The 15,075-nt window shown below is 74.0% G+C and carries 19 protein-coding genes and 1 pseudogene; 13 read left to right on the top strand and 7 right to left on the bottom strand.

The genetic code is table 11. The features are described from left to right. Positions 1 to 60 precede the first annotated feature (60 nt). Positions 61 to 882 carry an SDR family NAD(P)-dependent oxidoreductase gene (locus AB0H81_RS22145; protein ID WP_358377489.1) on the bottom strand — a complete coding sequence of 274 codons (822 nt, stop codon included), beginning with the start codon at positions 880 to 882 and terminating at the stop codon, positions 61 to 63. Positions 883 to 1,021: 139 nt separating this feature from the next. Here AB0H81_RS22145 and AB0H81_RS22140 point away from each other — a divergent pair, with 139 nt between their 5' ends. From AB0H81_RS22140 to AB0H81_RS22130, 3 genes are all read left to right on the top strand, one after another. Then, the gene (locus tag AB0H81_RS22140) at positions 1,022 to 1,621 is read left to right on the top strand and encodes a TetR/AcrR family transcriptional regulator (protein ID WP_358377486.1); all 600 of its coding nucleotides are present in this window, start codon (positions 1,022 to 1,024) and stop codon (positions 1,619 to 1,621) included. Between the two features lie 66 nt (positions 1,622 to 1,687). Beyond that, the gene (locus tag AB0H81_RS22135; RefSeq protein WP_358377483.1) at positions 1,688 to 2,092 is read left to right on the top strand and encodes an SRPBCC family protein; all 405 of its coding nucleotides are present in this window, start codon (positions 1,688 to 1,690) and stop codon (positions 2,090 to 2,092) included. Next, complete coding sequence (locus tag AB0H81_RS22130; protein ID WP_358377481.1) at positions 2,089 to 2,523, top strand: MarR family transcriptional regulator; 435 nt, start codon at positions 2,089 to 2,091, stop codon at positions 2,521 to 2,523. The genes AB0H81_RS22135 and AB0H81_RS22130 overlap by 4 nt, the downstream gene beginning before the upstream one ends. A gap of 91 nt (positions 2,524 to 2,614) precedes the next feature. Here AB0H81_RS22130 and AB0H81_RS22125 read toward each other — a convergent pair whose 3' ends face one another. Further along, the gene (locus AB0H81_RS22125; protein WP_358377478.1) at positions 2,615 to 3,217 is read right to left on the bottom strand and encodes a TetR/AcrR family transcriptional regulator; all 603 of its coding nucleotides are present in this window, start codon (positions 3,215 to 3,217) and stop codon (positions 2,615 to 2,617) included. A 155-nt stretch (positions 3,218 to 3,372) separates the two neighbouring features. Between AB0H81_RS22125 and AB0H81_RS22120 the strand changes: the two genes are divergently transcribed. Then, on the top strand, positions 3,373 to 4,254 hold the full coding sequence (locus AB0H81_RS22120; RefSeq protein WP_358377475.1) for an NAD(P)-dependent oxidoreductase: 882 nt from the start codon (positions 3,373 to 3,375) through the stop codon (positions 4,252 to 4,254). Positions 4,255 to 4,259: 5 nt separating this feature from the next. Here AB0H81_RS22120 and AB0H81_RS22115 read toward each other — a convergent pair whose 3' ends face one another. Then, positions 4,260 to 4,811, bottom strand: coding sequence for a PadR family transcriptional regulator (locus tag AB0H81_RS22115; protein ID WP_358377472.1), 552 nt, complete (start codon positions 4,809 to 4,811; stop codon positions 4,260 to 4,262). A gap of 93 nt (positions 4,812 to 4,904) precedes the next feature. Between AB0H81_RS22115 and AB0H81_RS22110 the strand changes: the two genes are divergently transcribed. Together AB0H81_RS22110 and AB0H81_RS22105 are read left to right on the top strand one after the other, a co-directional pair. Next, entirely contained in the window at positions 4,905 to 5,486 is a 582-nt protein-coding gene (locus tag AB0H81_RS22110) for a hypothetical protein (protein WP_358377469.1), read from the top strand. Positions 5,487 to 5,550: 64 nt separating this feature from the next. Next, complete coding sequence (locus tag AB0H81_RS22105) at positions 5,551 to 6,942, top strand: carotenoid oxygenase family protein (protein WP_358377466.1); 1,392 nt, start codon at positions 5,551 to 5,553, stop codon at positions 6,940 to 6,942. A 41-nt stretch (positions 6,943 to 6,983) separates the two neighbouring features. Here AB0H81_RS22105 and AB0H81_RS22100 read toward each other — a convergent pair whose 3' ends face one another. Together AB0H81_RS22100 and AB0H81_RS22095 are read right to left on the bottom strand one after the other, a co-directional pair. Continuing rightward, positions 6,984 to 8,258 (bottom strand): serine hydrolase domain-containing protein, encoded by a 1,275-nt coding sequence (locus AB0H81_RS22100; protein WP_358377463.1) that lies wholly within the window; start codon positions 8,256 to 8,258, stop codon positions 6,984 to 6,986. 101 nt (positions 8,259 to 8,359) lie between these two features. Continuing rightward, positions 8,360 to 8,992: a TetR/AcrR family transcriptional regulator C-terminal domain-containing protein gene (locus AB0H81_RS22095; protein ID WP_358377460.1), complete on the bottom strand. Its 633-nt coding sequence runs from the start codon at positions 8,990 to 8,992 to the stop codon at positions 8,360 to 8,362. Positions 8,993 to 9,082: 90 nt separating this feature from the next. Between AB0H81_RS22095 and AB0H81_RS22090 the strand changes: the two genes are divergently transcribed. Genes AB0H81_RS22090 through AB0H81_RS22075 form a run of 4 tightly spaced genes read left to right on the top strand, consistent with a single transcriptional unit; the run spans position 9,083 to position 11,924 of the window. Then, positions 9,083 to 10,636 (top strand): FAD-dependent monooxygenase, encoded by a 1,554-nt coding sequence (locus tag AB0H81_RS22090; RefSeq protein ID WP_358377457.1) that lies wholly within the window; start codon positions 9,083 to 9,085, stop codon positions 10,634 to 10,636. A 59-nt stretch (positions 10,637 to 10,695) separates the two neighbouring features. Continuing rightward, on the top strand, positions 10,696 to 11,037 hold the full coding sequence (locus AB0H81_RS22085) for a hypothetical protein (protein WP_358377454.1): 342 nt from the start codon (positions 10,696 to 10,698) through the stop codon (positions 11,035 to 11,037). A 57-nt stretch (positions 11,038 to 11,094) separates the two neighbouring features. Continuing rightward, the gene (locus AB0H81_RS22080) at positions 11,095 to 11,259 is read left to right on the top strand and encodes a hypothetical protein (RefSeq protein WP_358377451.1); all 165 of its coding nucleotides are present in this window, start codon (positions 11,095 to 11,097) and stop codon (positions 11,257 to 11,259) included. Continuing rightward, entirely contained in the window at positions 11,253 to 11,924 is a 672-nt protein-coding gene (locus AB0H81_RS22075) for a TetR family transcriptional regulator (protein WP_358377448.1), read from the top strand. Before AB0H81_RS22080 ends, AB0H81_RS22075 begins: the two co-directional genes overlap by 7 nt. 27 nt (positions 11,925 to 11,951) lie before the next feature. Here AB0H81_RS22075 and AB0H81_RS22070 read toward each other — a convergent pair whose 3' ends face one another. After that, positions 11,952 to 12,386 (bottom strand): helix-turn-helix domain-containing protein, encoded by a 435-nt coding sequence (locus AB0H81_RS22070; RefSeq protein ID WP_358377446.1) that lies wholly within the window; start codon positions 12,384 to 12,386, stop codon positions 11,952 to 11,954. Positions 12,387 to 12,504: 118 nt separating this feature from the next. On the opposite strand from AB0H81_RS22070, the gene AB0H81_RS22065 reads away from it, so the two are divergent. Next, the gene (locus AB0H81_RS22065; RefSeq protein WP_358377443.1) at positions 12,505 to 13,251 is read left to right on the top strand and encodes a TetR/AcrR family transcriptional regulator; all 747 of its coding nucleotides are present in this window, start codon (positions 12,505 to 12,507) and stop codon (positions 13,249 to 13,251) included. Between the two features lie 13 nt (positions 13,252 to 13,264). On the opposite strand, the gene AB0H81_RS22060 is transcribed toward AB0H81_RS22065, so the two are convergent. Then, positions 13,265 to 13,987, bottom strand: coding sequence for a DUF4440 domain-containing protein (locus AB0H81_RS22060; RefSeq protein WP_358377440.1), 723 nt, complete (start codon positions 13,985 to 13,987; stop codon positions 13,265 to 13,267). A 146-nt stretch (positions 13,988 to 14,133) separates the two neighbouring features. Between AB0H81_RS22060 and AB0H81_RS22055 the strand changes: the two genes are divergently transcribed. Both AB0H81_RS22055 and AB0H81_RS22050 read left to right on the top strand, forming a co-directional pair. Continuing rightward, on the top strand, positions 14,134 to 14,748 hold the full coding sequence (locus AB0H81_RS22055; RefSeq protein WP_358377438.1) for a helix-turn-helix domain-containing protein: 615 nt from the start codon (positions 14,134 to 14,136) through the stop codon (positions 14,746 to 14,748). Positions 14,749 to 14,807: 59 nt separating this feature from the next. Further along, a pseudogene (locus AB0H81_RS22050) lies at positions 14,808 to 15,075 on the top strand (hypothetical protein); the annotation flags it as partial.

Below are 15,075 nucleotides of genomic sequence, written 5' to 3'. Positions count from 1 at the left end.
GCGAAGGGGCGCGTGAAGGAGCCCAACCCTAGCGAGCCACCCCGAACATGATCAACTCGGTCAGCCGGGAGCCTGGCGGCTGAGGTGCTCCCACGCCTGGTACAGCTCCGTCCGGGCGCGTTCCATCTGCTGGACGAGGTCGTACGACGCGCCGCCGACGATCAGCCGCCGGGGCGGCTCGGGCAGCGCCGCCAGCTCCAGGATGACGGGGGCGGCCGTGCTCGGCGGGGGCCCGGCGTCGTCGCCCCACATCTCGGCCAGCTCGGCGCGCAGCGGCTCGTACGCGGGCAGCGGCTCGGTGGCCGTCGTGCCGGCCGTGAACAGGCCCGTGTCGTAGCCGCCCATCTGCACGATCGTCACCTTGACGCCGAACGGCTCCAGCTCCATCGCCAGGGCCTCGCTGAACGAGTCGAGCGCCGCCTTGCCGGCCCCGTAGAAGCCGACCGAGGCCATGCCGCCGCTCGTGCCCATCGAGGTGACCTGCAGGACGCGCCCCGAGCCCTGCTTCCGCAGGTACGGGATCACGGCCTGGCTCACCCAGACCGCGCCGAAGAAGTTCACGTCGAGATGGGCCCGGATCTGCTCCTCCGTGGCCTCCTCCACCATCCCGTACAGGAGCCCGCCGGCGTTGTTGACCACGACGTCGAGGCGGCCGAAGGCGCCAACCGCCCGTTCGACCCCCTCGTGGACGGCGGCCCGGTCGGAGACGTCCAGCGGCAGCGGCACCAGCCGGCCCGGATGCCGCCCGGCGAGCTCCGTCAGCGGCTCCACGTGGCGGGCGGCGGCGACGACGCGGTCGCCGGCCTCCAGCGCGGCCTCGGTGAAAGCCCTGCCCAGGCCGCGGGAAGCGCCGGTGATGAACCACACCTTTCCGGTCGTCACGGGCCTCACCTCCTTGTTCTCGCAGTCGTCCTCATGCCCTCATGAGGCGAGACGGTTCGTCTCGTCGCCAGATTCTGCACGACCGGCGGCCCTACGTCAAGACGAACCGTCTCGTCTCGCTTGTGGTACCCTCGCGGACATGTCCGACGACAGGAAGCCCGACCCCACCCGGCGCAGCGAGCGGTCGCGGCACGCCATCCTCGAGGCCGCCCGCACGCTGATCGGCGAGGTGGGCTACGGGAAGGTCTCGATCGAGGCCATCGCCGCGCGTGCCGGCGTGGGCAAGCAGACGATCTACCGCTGGTGGCCGTCCAAGGGCGCGGTCGTCTTCGAGTCGATCCTCGCGCTCAGCGAGGATCCGGGGGGCGAGGGGTTCGCGCTGCCCGACACGGGCGACCTCGAGGCCGACCTGAAGCTCGTCATGCGGGCGACCGCGGCCGAGTTCGCCGACCCGGCCTTCGAGGCGCCGATACGGGCGCTCACCTCGGAGATCGTCAACGATCCCGATCTCGCCGCGCAGTACGAGGAGAGGCTGGCCGGCCCGCTCGACGAGGCCAAGAAGGCGCGGCTGCGCGCGGCGCAGGAGGCGGGCCAGCTCGCCGCCGACGCCGACCTCGACCTGGTGCTCGACGTGCTCTACTCCCCCCTGTACCGGCGCTGGCTGCACCGCTCGGGCCCCCTGACGCCCGAGTACGCCGACGCGCTCGTGGACGTCACGCTCCGGGCGTTCCGCCCTTGAGACCGACGACCTCCGCGATATAGTCTACGCGTAGACAATCTGCGCGCAGATCAAAGGAGTGCGACCATGTGGGCTTTCGAGCACAGCACCGAGACGACCGCCCCCGCCTCGGCGGTGTGGGCGCTGTACGCCGACGTCCCCGGCTGGGTGCGCTGGGACACCGGCCTGGAGCGGGCCGAGCTGCGCGGCCCCTTCGCCGCCGGGTCCGAGATCGTCATGACGCCGCAGGGGCAGGGCGAGGTCCGTGCCCGCATCACCAGGGCCGACGAGAACGAGGCGTTCGCCGACGAGACGCCGTTCGGCGAGGTCACGCTGCGCTTCGCGCACACGCTGGAGCCGGTCTCCGGGGGCACCCGGGTGACGCACCGCGTGGAGGTGACGGGTCCCGGAGCCGAGCAGATCGGCCCGGCCGTCGCCGCCGACCTGCCCGACGCGGTGGCCGCCCTGGTCAAGCTCGCGGAGACGGCGTGAGCCTCACGCCGGACGACAGCCCCGGGTTCCTGCTGTGGCGGACCACGCTGCGCTGGCAGCGGGCCGTCACGGCGGCGCTGGAGCCCTTCGACCTGACGCACGTCCAGTTCGTCCTGCTGGCGTGCGCGTGGTGGCTGAACCGGCAGGGCGGTCTGCCGAACCAGCTCGGCGTGGCCCGGCAGGCCGGCACCGACGTGAAGATGGCCTCCCAGGTGCTGCGCAAGCTGGAGGACAAGGGCCTTCTCGTCCGCGAGACCGACCCGGCCGACAGCCGCGCCAAGCTGCTGCGGGTCACCGAGCGGGGCCGCGAGCTGATCGTGCGGGCCGTGGCCGAGGTGGAGAGCACCGACGCGGCGTTCTTCGCGGCGGCGCCCGACCGGGCCGCGCTCGTCTCGACCCTGCGCGCGCTGGCGGAGGAGGAACGCCGATGACGCTCCCGCGCGGAGCCACCGGGTAAGCGAGGTCCCGGCGCCCGGAGAGGGGCCGTCAGGCGGGGGCGGCGCGGCGTCCCGGAGTGGGGCGTCAGGCGGGCGGGGTCGCGGCGGCGGCGTCCAGGAGGGGGCCCAGCTCGCGCGTCACGGCCGTCAGGGCGCGCACGTCGCGCTCGGCCCGCGCGATGAGGATCGCCCCCTCCAGCGCGCTGATCATCACGGTGGCGAGCGACTCGGCCCGGCCCGCGGGCACGCCCATGTCGGCCAGCGCCCGCGCGACCGGCGCGGTCCAGCGGGCGAACGCGGCCGCCGCGGCCTCCCGGGTGGACCCGGCCGCCTCCGAGCAGTCCACGGTCGCCGCCGCGACGGGACACCCGCCCGCCTCGAACCCCGCGGAGCCGTACTCGTCGATCCACTGCGCGGCCATCGCGGCGAACAGCCGGCTCGGCGACGGCTCCGGCATGCCGGCCAGGAACCGGGCGACGCGGCCGGCGGCGTAGCGGCCCGCCCAGTCCACGGCCTCGTTGACGAGCTGCTCCTTGCCGCCCGGGAAGTAGTGGCGCAACGAACCCCGGGGCGCCCGCGCGTGGGCGGCCACGTCGCGCATCCCGGTGGCGGTGACCCCGTCGCGGCGGATGAGCTGCGCCGCGCTGAACACCATCCGCTCCCGCGGCCCCCGCTCCCCATCCGCCATCCCGGCCTCCCGCCTGACGCACCCATGAGGTCGCGCCGCCCGGCGGCAGCGCTCCGACGTCAGATTACCGCCCCCTCTATGACACTTGGCATAGCGCGTTCTAGTATGACCACTGTCATAGACGGGCTGGTCGCGCGGTCAGGTGGTGGTGCGTCGTGGACGTCGGATTCATCGGTCTCGGGGTCATGGGACAGCCCATGGCGCTCAACCTGGCCCGCGCCGGGACGCCGCTCGTGGTGTGGAACCGCACCGCGTCCCGGGCCGAGCCCCTGCGCGCGGCCGGGGCCGACGTCGCGTCCGGCCCCGGCGAGGTGTTCGGGCGGGCCCGGGTGGTGATCCTCATGCTGGCGGACGAGGCGGCCATGGACGCGGTCCTGGGCCGCGGCACGCCCGCCTTCGCCGCCCGGGTGGCGGGACGCGTCGTCGTCCACATGGGGACGACCTCGCCGGGCTACTCGCGCGACCTGGAGAAGGCCGTCCAGGGGGCCGGGGGCGGCTACGTCGAGGCGCCCGTCTCCGGCTCGCGCGAGCCCGCGGAGGCCGGGCGGCTCGTGGCGATGCTGGGCGGGGAGCCCGCCGGCGTCGAGGAGGTGGCTCCGCTGCTGGCGCCGATGTGCCGGGAGGCGTTCACCTGCGGGCCGGTGCCGGGCGCGCTGCTGACGAAGCTCGCGGTGAACCTGTTCCTCATCACCATGGTCACCGGGCTCACCGAGGCGTACCACTTCGCCGACCGCAACGGCCTGGACCGCGGGCGGTTCCTCGACATCCTGGACGCCGGGCCGATGGCCAGCGCCGTGTCGCGGATGAAGGCGCCCAAGCTGCTGGCCCGCGACTTCGCGGTGCAGGCCGCGGCGGTGGACGTGCTGAAGAACAACCGGCTGATCGCCGAGGCGGCCCGGGCGTCCGGTCTGGCCTCGCCCCTGCTGGACGTCTGCCACGAGCTGTTCGGCGAGACCGTGGAGCTGGGGCACGGCGGTGCGGACATGGTGGCGGTGCTGCACGCCATCGAGGCCCGCACCCGGGCCCGCTGGACCTGAAACCGCTAGACGCGGTCGGAGTCGTCGGGCGGCGCGGCGCGGCCGGCCAGCTCGGCCTCCGCCCACTCGGCCCACTCCTTGCGCATCGCGAAGAAGCGCCGGCCGTACTCCAGCGTCAGCCGTCCGTAGAGCGACAGGTTGTCGTCGCCCCACGTCACCTGCTCCTGGAGCGCGGTCAGGCCGTCGTGCCGCTCCCCCATGATCGCGGCACTGTCGCGCAGGTACGCCCGGTCCTGTCCGGGATCGAGCTGGCCGAGGAAGAACACCTTCAGCAGCATGCCGTCGCGCCGCGCGGGCCGGGGCTCCTCCTCGACCAGCCACCGGCGCAGCTCGTCGCGTCCGGCGTCCGTCGCCCGGTACTCCTTGCGGCCGCGCGGGCCCTCGGCGGCCACCTCGATGAGGCCGTCGGCCGTGAGCTTGGCCAGTTCGCCGTACACCTGGCTCTGGGTCGCCGTCCACACGTTGGCGAGCGAGATCTCGAAGAGCTTCATCAGGTCGTAGCCACTCGCGCCGTCAAGCTCCACGATCAGGCCGAGGACCGCATGCCGCAGACTCATGCCACGAACCCTACCTTCCCGGATTGACATGTCAAAAGTGGAAGGTCTACATTTCGACATGTCAAAGTTGGAATGTCGTCTGGAGGCGGCGTCATGGTGAAGTACTACGGCCGGACCTTTCTCCCCTGGATCGCCCTCGCCATCGTCAGCGATGTCGACGCCCGCGCCGGCGCGATCACCGGCCTGGTCGCCGCGCTCGTCCTGCTCGCCCTCGACCGGCTGCGCTCCGGCATCGCGTGGGACGCGCTGATCCTGGAGACCTCGACCGCCGTCTACATGGCGCTGCTGACCGTGCTCTCGTTCGCCGTTCCCGGCTCCCCCGCGCTGAGCTACGGCGCGTCGCTGGCCATCGCCTGGCTCGCCCTCACCGCGTGGGGCACCCTCGCCGCCGGCCGCCCGTTCACCGCGGGCATCGCGCGCCGCCAGGTCGACGCGCACATCGCCGCCACGGAGCGGTTCCGGCAGGTCAACGTGGTCATCACCAGGGCCTGGGCCGTCGGCTTCACGATCACCGCGATCGCGCTGGCCTGCGTGCAGCACTGGGCGCCGCAGGCCATCGCCGTCCTGGTGGCCTGCAAGGTCGCCGGCTTCACCCTGCCCGCCGTCTTCACCGCGCGTTACACCGCCAGGGCCCGGGAGCGCGCGACCGCCGCGGCGGCGCGGCAGAGCTCGTGAGGTCCGCCGCCGCCCCCGCCGCCCGCCACCCCGCCGTCGAACCGAGCCTGTGAGGAGCATCGAGATGACCGAGGCGAACGGAACCTCCCCCTCCCTGTGGCTGGAGGGCCACCACGGCCCCGTCCCCGACGAGATCGACGCGGCCGGCCTGCCGGTCGAGGGCGCCCTGCCGCCCGAGCTGACCGGCCGCTACTTCCGCAACGGCCCCAACCCGCTGCCGGGCACCCCGTCGGCCCACTGGTTCACCGGGCCCGGCATGGTCCACGGCCTGCGGCTGCGCGACGGCCGCGCGGTGTGGTATCGCAACCGCTGGGTGCGCACCACCGCGTTCACGGACGGCGCCCGGTTCGTGCGCGCCGACGGCACGTTCGACCACGCGGCCGTCCCGGCCAACACCCACGTCGTGCCGCACGCCGGCCGCATCCTCGCGCTGGTCGAGACCGGGTTCCCGTACGAGCTGACCCCCGAGCTGGACACGGTGGGCCCGTGCGACTTCGGCGGGCTGCTGACGGGCGGGATGACCGCCCACCCGAAGGAGGACCCGGTCACCGGGGAGCTGCTGTTCTTCGGGTACGGGCTCGTCCCTCCGTACCTCACCTATCACCGGCTGTCGGCCGGCGGGCGGCTGGTGGAGAGCCGCGAGGTCGAGGTACCCGGCCCGACGATGATGCACGACTTCGCCATCACCGAGAACCACGTCGTGTGGCTGGACCTGCCGGTGGTGTTCGACATGGCCCTGGCGCGGGGGCGCGGGGGCATGCCGTTCCGCTGGGACGACGCCTACGGGGCGCGGCTCGGCGTGATGCCGCGGTCCGGCGGCCCGGTGCGGTGGTTCGGGATCGATCCCTGTTACGTCTTCCACGTGGGCAACGCGTACGAGGACGAGGCCGGGCGGGTGGTCGTGGACGGTGTCCGCTACCGGCCGGAGGAGTTCACCGCGTTCTGGCCGAGCATCGGCGGCCCGGCGAACGAGGCCCCGGGCTCTTCGGCGGCCACGGCCGTCGCGAGCGCCCCGGCGCGGGCGGCGGCCACCGGGAGCTCCCGGCTGCACCGCTGGATCCTGGACCCGGCCTCCGGCGCGGTCAAGGAGGAGCCGCTCGACGACCGGCCCGTGGAGTTCCCCACCCACGACGACGCCCGCACCGGCCGCCCGCACCGCTACCTCTACACAGCCGCGGGCGACGCGATCGTGAAGCACGACCTGCGTTCCGGCTCCTCGGCGGCGCTGGAGCTCGGCCCTGACCTGGTGCCGGGCGAGGCGGTGTTCGTGCCCGCCGAGGGCGCCCGGGGCGAGGACGAGGGCTGGCTGCTGTCGATCGTCACGGACCGCGCCGGGCACGGCTCCGAGCTGCTGGTGCTGGACGCCGCCGACCTGTCGCGCACGGCCTCGGTGCGGCTGCCGCGCCGTGTCCCGGCCGGCTTCCACGGAAGCTGGATCCCCGACGCCGCGTCCTAGCGTCCTTCCGGCCGCGGCGGGCGACGGGCCTCGGTTCGAGGTCAGGCGACGGCCTGGTACGCGGCGGTCCAGAAGTCCTTGATGAGGTTCGGCGTGTCCAGGGAGTCCTGGGCCGTCTGGGTGAGCAGGATGCCGACGAGCCCCTCGGCGGGGTCGGCGTACACGCTGGTGCCGAGGCCGCCGTCCCAGCCGAACTGGCCCGGTGAGGCCAGGTCGCGGCGGTGGGTGCGGACGGCCATGCCGAAGCCGTAGCCGCCGTGGTGGCCGAAGTGGTCGCCGAAGGCGTCCTTCTCCGTCTTCTGCGCGGGCGTGAGCCGGTCACTGGTCATGAGCTCGACCGAGGCGCGCGACAGGACGCGCTCGCCGCCGAACGTGCCCTTGTTGAGCAGCATCCGGTAGAAGGCGTGGTAGTCGTCGGCCGTCGAGACCAGGCCGTCGCCGCCCGCCGCGAACACCGGCGGCCGGCTGTACCTGCCGCCGGCGGCCTCGTCCCACACCGTCAGCCCGCCGGTCGCGGGGTCGTGGGCGTAGCAGACGGGCAGCCGGTGGATCTTGTCCTCGGGCACGTGGAAGCCGGTGTCCTTCATGCCGAGGGGGTCGAGGATCCGCTCGCGCAGGAACGTCTCGAACGGCTGTCCCGACACTCTGGCGATGAGCACGCCGAGCACGTCGGAGCCCGTGTGGTACTGCCACATCTCGCCGGGCTGGCGCAGGAGCGGCAGTTCGCCGAGCCGCTTGATCCACTCGTCGGGCCCGAAGTCCGGCGAGGTGGTGTCGAGACCCAGCTCGCGGATCGCGACCTGGACGGGGTAGGTGTCCGGCGCCGCGAGCACGGCGCCGAAGCCGAAGGTGAAGGTCAGCAGGTCGCGCAGGGTGATCGGCCGGTGGGCCGGCACGGTGTCGTCCAGCGGCGACTCCAGGCTTCTCAGGACCCGCCGGTCGGCCAGCTCGGGCAGCCACGGGTCGACGGGGTCGTCGAGCCGCAGCCGGCACTCCTCGACGAGGACCATCGCGGCGGCGGCCGTGACGGGCTTGGTGGCGGAGGCCATGCGGAAGATCGTGTCCCTGCGCATGGGCTCGTCTCCACCGGCGCTCAGGGTGCCCATGACCTCGACGTGCGTCTCGTCGCCGCGGCCGACCAGGGCGACGAGACCCGGGACCGCCCCGGACTCGACGGGCCGCGCCAGCACCTCGCGCATCCGGCCGAGCCCGGCCGGGGCCAGGCCGCCGGTGGCCGGGCCGGGCTCGCCCTGGGCGGCCCAACCGCCCTTGGAGTCCCAGGTGCCGCTCGTGTCCCAGGTGGTGGTCTTCGGCATGGTGGCCGTCCTCTCGGTTCCCTGCAGTGCGTACGTGCCTCGCTGTTGCGAACACTGTACGCAGACCGGCATGGCGTACGCAACCGGGAACATCGGCGGCGTCAGACGGACCGGTCGCGCAGGGCTCGCAGGCCGGTGAGCATGATCATGAGGCTGTAAGCGAAGTCCTCGTCCGGCGTGATCCCGGCCTCGTGGCGCTCCCGCAGGGCGGCGGCGAGCACGGGGAACGGGAATCCGGCGTCCGCCACCGCGCGCGCCTCCTCCTCGAGGGCGGGCCGCGACTGCTCCTCCAGGGTTCGCCCGACGACGAAGTGGACGAGCGCGCCCGCCGCCCGCGAGGCGTCCGCCAGCCCGAAACCGGCCGCATGCAGCACCTCGGTGACGCGCTCGGCGAACGCGCCCATCGCGACGGCGCGCGTGACGTCGGCACCGGCGGCCACGCGGGCCCCGTCACGGTGAGCGAGCAGGGCGCGCCGCAACGCCCCCAGCGAGCGCTCCAGCCACGTCCACCACGGCTCGCCAGGCCCGGGACGGCCCAGCTCCATGGCCGCGGGGGCGAGCATGACGTCGACGATCTGGTCGAGCAGCGCCCGCTTGTCGGCGAAATGCCAGTACAGCGCCGGCGCCTGGACGCCGAGCGCCGACGCGACCCTGCGCACGGTCAGCCTGTCCAGCCCGTCCTCCTCCAGCAGTCGCAGCGCGGTCCTGGCCGCGGTCTCCTTGTCGATCGGCATCGCCGGCCCGCCTTCCTCTCGTCCACTCCGGCTTGACACCTTAACAAGTTAAAGACATCGTGGCTCTTTAACAAGTTAAGGAGGTACGTCATGGACGCCGACGTGATCGTGGCGGGAGCCGGGCCCGTGGGCCTCTTCCTGGCCGCCGAGCTGCGCCTGGCCGGGGCCCGGCCGCTGGTGCTGGAACGGCTGGCGGAACCGTCGCCGTGGCGCAGATCGCGCGGGATCGGGCCGCTGGCCGCCGAGGCGCTGCGGCGGCGCGGTCTGGGTGAGCGGCTGAGCGCGTACCAGCCGGAGCGCGGAGCCGAGAAGGCGCGGGAGCACGGCAGCGAGAAGGACCACTTCGCCTGGATCCACAAGATCGACCCGACGTTGCAGGAGGAGCCGGGCCGGCGCGGTGTGCTCATCTGGCAGCCCGACCTGGAGGCCGTCCTGGGCGAGTACGCCGCCGGGCTCGGCGTGACCGTACGCCGCGAGCACACCGTCACCGGGCTCTCCCCGGACGAGGACGGCGTCACCGTGACCGTCGCCACGCCCACCGGCGAGCGGCGGCTCCGGGCCGCCTACGTGGCGGGGTGCGACGGCGGGCGCAGCACCGTGCGCAAGCTCGCCGGGTTCGCCTTCCCCGGCACCCCTCCCCTCATGACGGCCCGCCAGGCGCACGCCGAGATCGCCGCCCCCGGCGCGCTGCCGCCCCCGGGCCGCCTGCCGGGCGGCATGCTCCTCCATGGCCCCGGCGGCATCGGCACGTTCGACTTCGCCGACACCCATGAGCGCCACGAGGGGCCGGTCACGGCGGAGGAACTGCGGGCCAGCGTCCGGCGCGTGGCGGGCGTGGACGTGACCATCACCCGGATGGGCGATGCCCTGCGCTTCACCGACCAGGCCCGCCAGGCCGCCACCTACCGCCTGGGCCGGGTGCTGCTGGCGGGCGACGCGGCCCACGTCCACTCCCCCAACGGCGGCCAGGGGCTCAACCTCGGGCTGATGGACGCGGTCAACCTCGGCTGGAAGCTGGCCGCCGAGGCCCTCGGGACCGCCCCTGAGGGGCTGCTCGACACCTACACCGCGGAGCGGCACCCCGCCGGGCATGCCGTGCTGCACAACACGCGGGCGCAGTCGGCGCTCATGCTGCCGGGGCCGCACACGGACGCGCTGCGCGACATCGTCGCGGAGCTGATGGACATCCCGGACGTCAACCGCTATTTCGGCCGGATGCTGTCGGGTCTGCGGACGCGGTACGCGTTCCCGTACGCGACACCGGAGGCGCATCCGCTGACCGGCACGCACTGCCCGGACATCACGCTCTCCCCGGCGGCGGAGCCGGGGCGGGAGGTGCCCCTCAGCCGGCTCACCACCGGCGGCAGGCCCCTGCTGTTCGCCCCGCCGGGGAGTCCGGCGGTCGCCGCGGCGGCCGGCCGGCGGGACCGGGTCATGGTGGTGGAGGTCACGGCCGTGGGCCATCCGGCGCTGAGTGCCGCGCTGGTCCGTCCGGACGGCGCCGTCGCGTGGGCCGGGGGCCCGGGCACGCCGTACGGGAGCGCCCTCCTGGAGGCGGCGCTGCGCACCTGGTTCGGCGCTCCTTCACCGGCGGCGGACACCCCTTCGCACGTGACGGACCTCCCTTCGCAGGTGGCGGGCTGAAGGCGAGCGGGCCGGCCAGGAGCGGAACCCCGGCCGGCCCGCGAGCGTTGGACCCGCCGATGAACGCGACCGAACCGGCCAGGACCGCAACCCGCCGGGAGCGGCTGCGCGCCCACGGCGCCGCGTCCACGTCCCTGGCCCTGATGGGTGACCGGCGGCTGGGTGAGCTGGTGAACACGGCCACCCCGGCCGGCTCCGGCATCGGCGGGGCGTCGGCGCGGCTGGAGATCGAGGGCGTCCCCGTCTTCGTCAAGCGCGTGCCGCTCACGGACCTGGAGCTCCTGCCCGCGAACCGGGGCTCCACGGCCAACCTCTTGGGCCTGCCGCAGCGCGAGAGCAGGACCACCCCGTACCCGCTGGAGGAGATCCGCGGCGTCTGGGCGCGCTGCGGGCTCGGTTGACGGGATTAAGTCACATGGCTTAGACAGGGGGATGTCGGCCCGAAGCGAGGAGACCCTGTGAGCGACGTCGTCCCCGGCCATCCCTTCCGTAACCCCTCCGCGCCGGAGCCGCCGCCCGAGTGGACGGACGTGCGCCGGGTGCTGTCCGGCCCGGCGGCCGAGCCGGCGCCGCGCGAGGTGGTGCCGGTCGGCGGGCTGCGCGAGGTGCCGGTCCGATGGTGAGCACCGGCCCGGGCCGTACGCGAGGCAGACCCGGACGTGGGGCGGGCACGCGCGAGCGGATCCTCGCGGCGGCCGAGCGGCTGTTCGCCGAGCACGGCATCGCGGCGGTGTCCAACCGGCAGATCGGGGAGGCCGCCGGCCAGTCGAACAACTACGCCGTCGGCTACCACTTCGGCACCAAGACGGACCTGGTGCGGGCCGTCCTGCGCCGCCACAACGCCGCCATGGAGGAGCGGCGCGCCCGCATGCTGGAGGCCGTCGGCGATGCCTCGGGGGTGCGGGAGTGGGCGTCGTGCCTGGTGCGGCCCGCCACCGACCATCTGGCCTCCCTGCCCGCCCCGACGTGGTTCGCCCGGTTCCTGGCGCAGGCCGACACGGAGCCGACCATGCGGGCCGTGGTCATCGAGGAGGCGGTCGCCACGCCGTCGCTCGGCCCGATCGCCGAGCACCTGTTCCGGATGGCGCCGGGGGTGCCGGAGGAGGTGCACCGGCAGCGGACCGACATGTGCCGGGTGCTGCTCGTCCACATGCTGGCCGAACGGGAGCGCGCTCTGCACGAGGACCCGGCGGCCGACCCGGTGACCGTGTGGCGGGAGACGGCGGACGCCCTGGTGGACGCGCTGGCGGGTCTGCTGGCGGCCCCGGTCACGCCCTCCCGGGAGTAGGCGCCGGGCTCCGGAGCCCCGGCGGCGTCAGGCCCCCCGCTCCTCGCCCACCAGCAGGTTGACGATCTTGAGGAGCTCGGCGGCGCCGTCCAGCCCGCCCAGGATGACGACCGTCAGGGCGGCCCGTTCCTCGTCGTAGACGGTCTCGACGCGCAGCGGGCCGCCGCCGTCGCGGGGCCGGCTCCCGGCCGCCGCCATGACGGTGTTGGCCAGCCTGATGACCTCCTCGCGCCCGATGCCGTCGACGCGCACGATGGCGGACGTCTCGGCGTGGAGCCCGCCGCGCGCGGGCGCCGGGGCGGGGCGGCCGGTGAACGCCTCCAGGTCCTCGGCGGCGATCCGGTACTGCCGGCCGATGCGGGTGGCCTTGAGCCGGCCGTCGCGGACGTAGCCGCGCACGGTCTTGACGTGCAGACCGAGCAGCTCGGCCACGCGGTCCACCGAGTAGTAACGCTCCGCCACGCTCACACCTTCCCTTCGGCTCCCGAACGCCCCCCAACCTATCGCCCAGGAGGGAGTCTTAGCGCATGTACGCTGCTGCGCACACTGTGCGCTAGGGTGGGCCGGGAAAGGAGGCCCCATGCCGACCGACAAACCGGCCGTCCCCTCCGTGTGGGCACGGCAGCGGCACAAGCGGGAGCAGCCGCCCCTCAGCCAGGACCGGATCGTCGCCGAGGCCGTCCGCCTGCTCGACGAGGAGGGCATCGAGGCGCTCAGCATGCGCAGTCTCGGCAACCGGCTGGGCGCCGGCGCCACCTCCCTCTACCGGCACGTCGCCAACAAGGACGAGCTGATCGAGCTGGTGGTGGACGAGGTGTACGGCGAGCTGGAGGTGCCCGAACCCGGGGGCTCCGAGGCGCCGGACGGCTGGCGGGAGTCCGTCGCCGCGTCCGCGGGCGGTCTGCGGGCGATGATCCTGCGCCACCCGTGGGTCGCCTCGGTGCTCGGCCAGGTCGGCCTGGCCCGGCTCGGCCCCAACCTGACGCGGCAGTCCGAGCGCATGCTCGCCCTGTTCCACCGCGCCGGCTTCCCCTCGGACGAGGCCGACCGGGCCATGAACACCGTCATCGCGTACGTCGTCGGCATGACCGTCAGCGAGGCGGCGTACCTGTCGATGCTGGCCCGCAGCGGGCAGAGCGAGCAGGAGCTGATGGAGGGGCTGCGGCGGGTCGCCGAGGAGACGGTGCGTGACCTGCCGCTGCTGCGCGAGGGGTACGAGAGGCGGGGCGGCGAGGATCCGTCGCGGCTGCGCGACGAGAGCTTCGCCTACGGCCTGGAGCGCTTCCTCGACGGGCTCCAGGCGCGCCTGGAGAGCCTGGGCTCGTAGTCACGCGGGAGGCTCAGGCCGTCTCCAGCGGCAGGCCCGCTCCGGCCCAGTCCTCGATCCCGCCGGCGTACAGGCGCACGTTCCGGTACCCGAGCCGCTCCAGCTCGGCGACGAGGGCGGGTCCGCGTTCGCAGGCGGTGTCGGTGGAGTAGGCGACGATCGCCGCGGACCGGTCCGGCAGCACCTCGCCGGCCGTCCTCTCGGCGTCCTCGGCGGTGAGGTTGAGGGCGCCGGGCAGGTGCCTGCGCCGGTACGGCGCCGCGGGCAGGGCGTCGACCACGGTGACCGCCTTCGCCTCGATCGCCGCGCGCAGCTCGTCGCGGGAGATCCGCCCGCCCGGGCGGGCGAAGGGCGGCGGCGCGGACGGATCCTGGAGCGGGCCACTGAGCTGGATGTTGGCGATCACCCATCCGTCGCCTCGCCGGACGGCGACGAGGGTCAGCCGGAACGCGTGGTCGACGTCGTGTCCCCTGACGCTGGTGCGCTGCTCCTGGATCCCGCCCACGATCGCGGTGTCGCCGTACAGGCGGACGCTCGGCTCCAGGATCTCGAAGTGGTGGTTCTTCAGGTCGCCGCGGTGACGGCCGGCCCACTGCCCCTTGTCGAGGACGAAGCCGACGGGGCCGATGCCGGCGAAGTCCGCGCTGAGGAGGCCGTCGAAGGCGTCGGCGTCGCCGTCGAGCTCGGCCCGGGCCCAGCGGTGTACGACGTCGAGCACCTGGCGCTCGCTGTTCATGGTGATCCGTCCCTTCGGAGGGGGTTAAACGGGGAAAGATTCCCCGCTTAACAGTGACATGGGTAGGGTGGCCACACAAGACAAAGCGGGGGAATTTCCCCCGCTTCGTGGTCTATGCTGGCCGTCACGACACGAGAGGGGACGAGGTGGAGGCCAGACCCATGCGGGCCGACGCGCGGCGCAACCTGGAGCAGATCCTGCTCGCCGCGCGGGACATGATCGCCGAGCGCGGGCCCGACGTTCCGCTCGACGACATCGCCCGCCGCGCGAAGGTCGGCAGCGCCACGCTGTACCGCCGCTTCCCCGACCGCGACTCCCTGCTGCGCGCGGTCGCTCTCGACGCGCTCACCAGGACCGCGGCGGCGGCCACGGCGGCGGCCGAGCAGGAGGACGACCCGTTCGAGGCGCTCGCGCGCTACCTGCGCGAGGCGCTGGAGCTGCGGGTCTCCGCCGTGCTGCCCGCCATGATCGACGTGGTGGACCTGGCCGCCGACCCCGAGCTGTCGGCCGCGCGCGAGGTGTCCGCCCGCCTCGTACGGCGCCTGGTGGACGACGCCCGCGCCGCCGGTGCCCTGCCCGAGGACGTGACCTTCATGGACGTCGGGACGATGCTGGTGCGCATCGCCCGCCCCCTCCCCGGACCGCTCGACGCGGACGAGAAGCACGCCTTCGCCCGGCGGCACCTGGAGTTGTTCATCCGCGGGCTCCGGGCGACCGGCGGTGCCCGGCACCCCCGACCGTCGGGCACCATGGACAGGTGACCGTGAGCGCAGAGGACCGCGGGACGGCGCCGCCCGCCGCCTCGCCCGATCTCGCCGCCTTGTCCGCGCTGGTCGCCGGGGGCGGGGCGGTGGTGCTCAGCGGGGCGGGGCTCTCCACCGAGTCGGGCATCCCCGACTACCGCGGGCCGACCGGCCGGGCCCGGCGCGCCGACCCCATGACGTACCAGCGGTTCGTCGGCAGCGCGGAGGCGCGGCGGCGTTACTGGGCGCGCACCGGTGATCCTCGCGGTGACACCGCTGCTGGTCGCCTCGCAGGCGTGGGTCTGGTGGACCTTCCGCCACCGCGTGACCGGCCCGTCCTACCTG

This window comes from Nonomuraea sp. NPDC050691, from assembly GCF_040654455.1.
Taxonomy (GTDB): domain Bacteria; phylum Actinomycetota; class Actinomycetes; order Streptosporangiales; family Streptosporangiaceae; genus Nonomuraea.
Note: the sequence above shows the minus strand (reverse complement) of the source record. Positions and strands in the feature narration are given on the sequence as shown.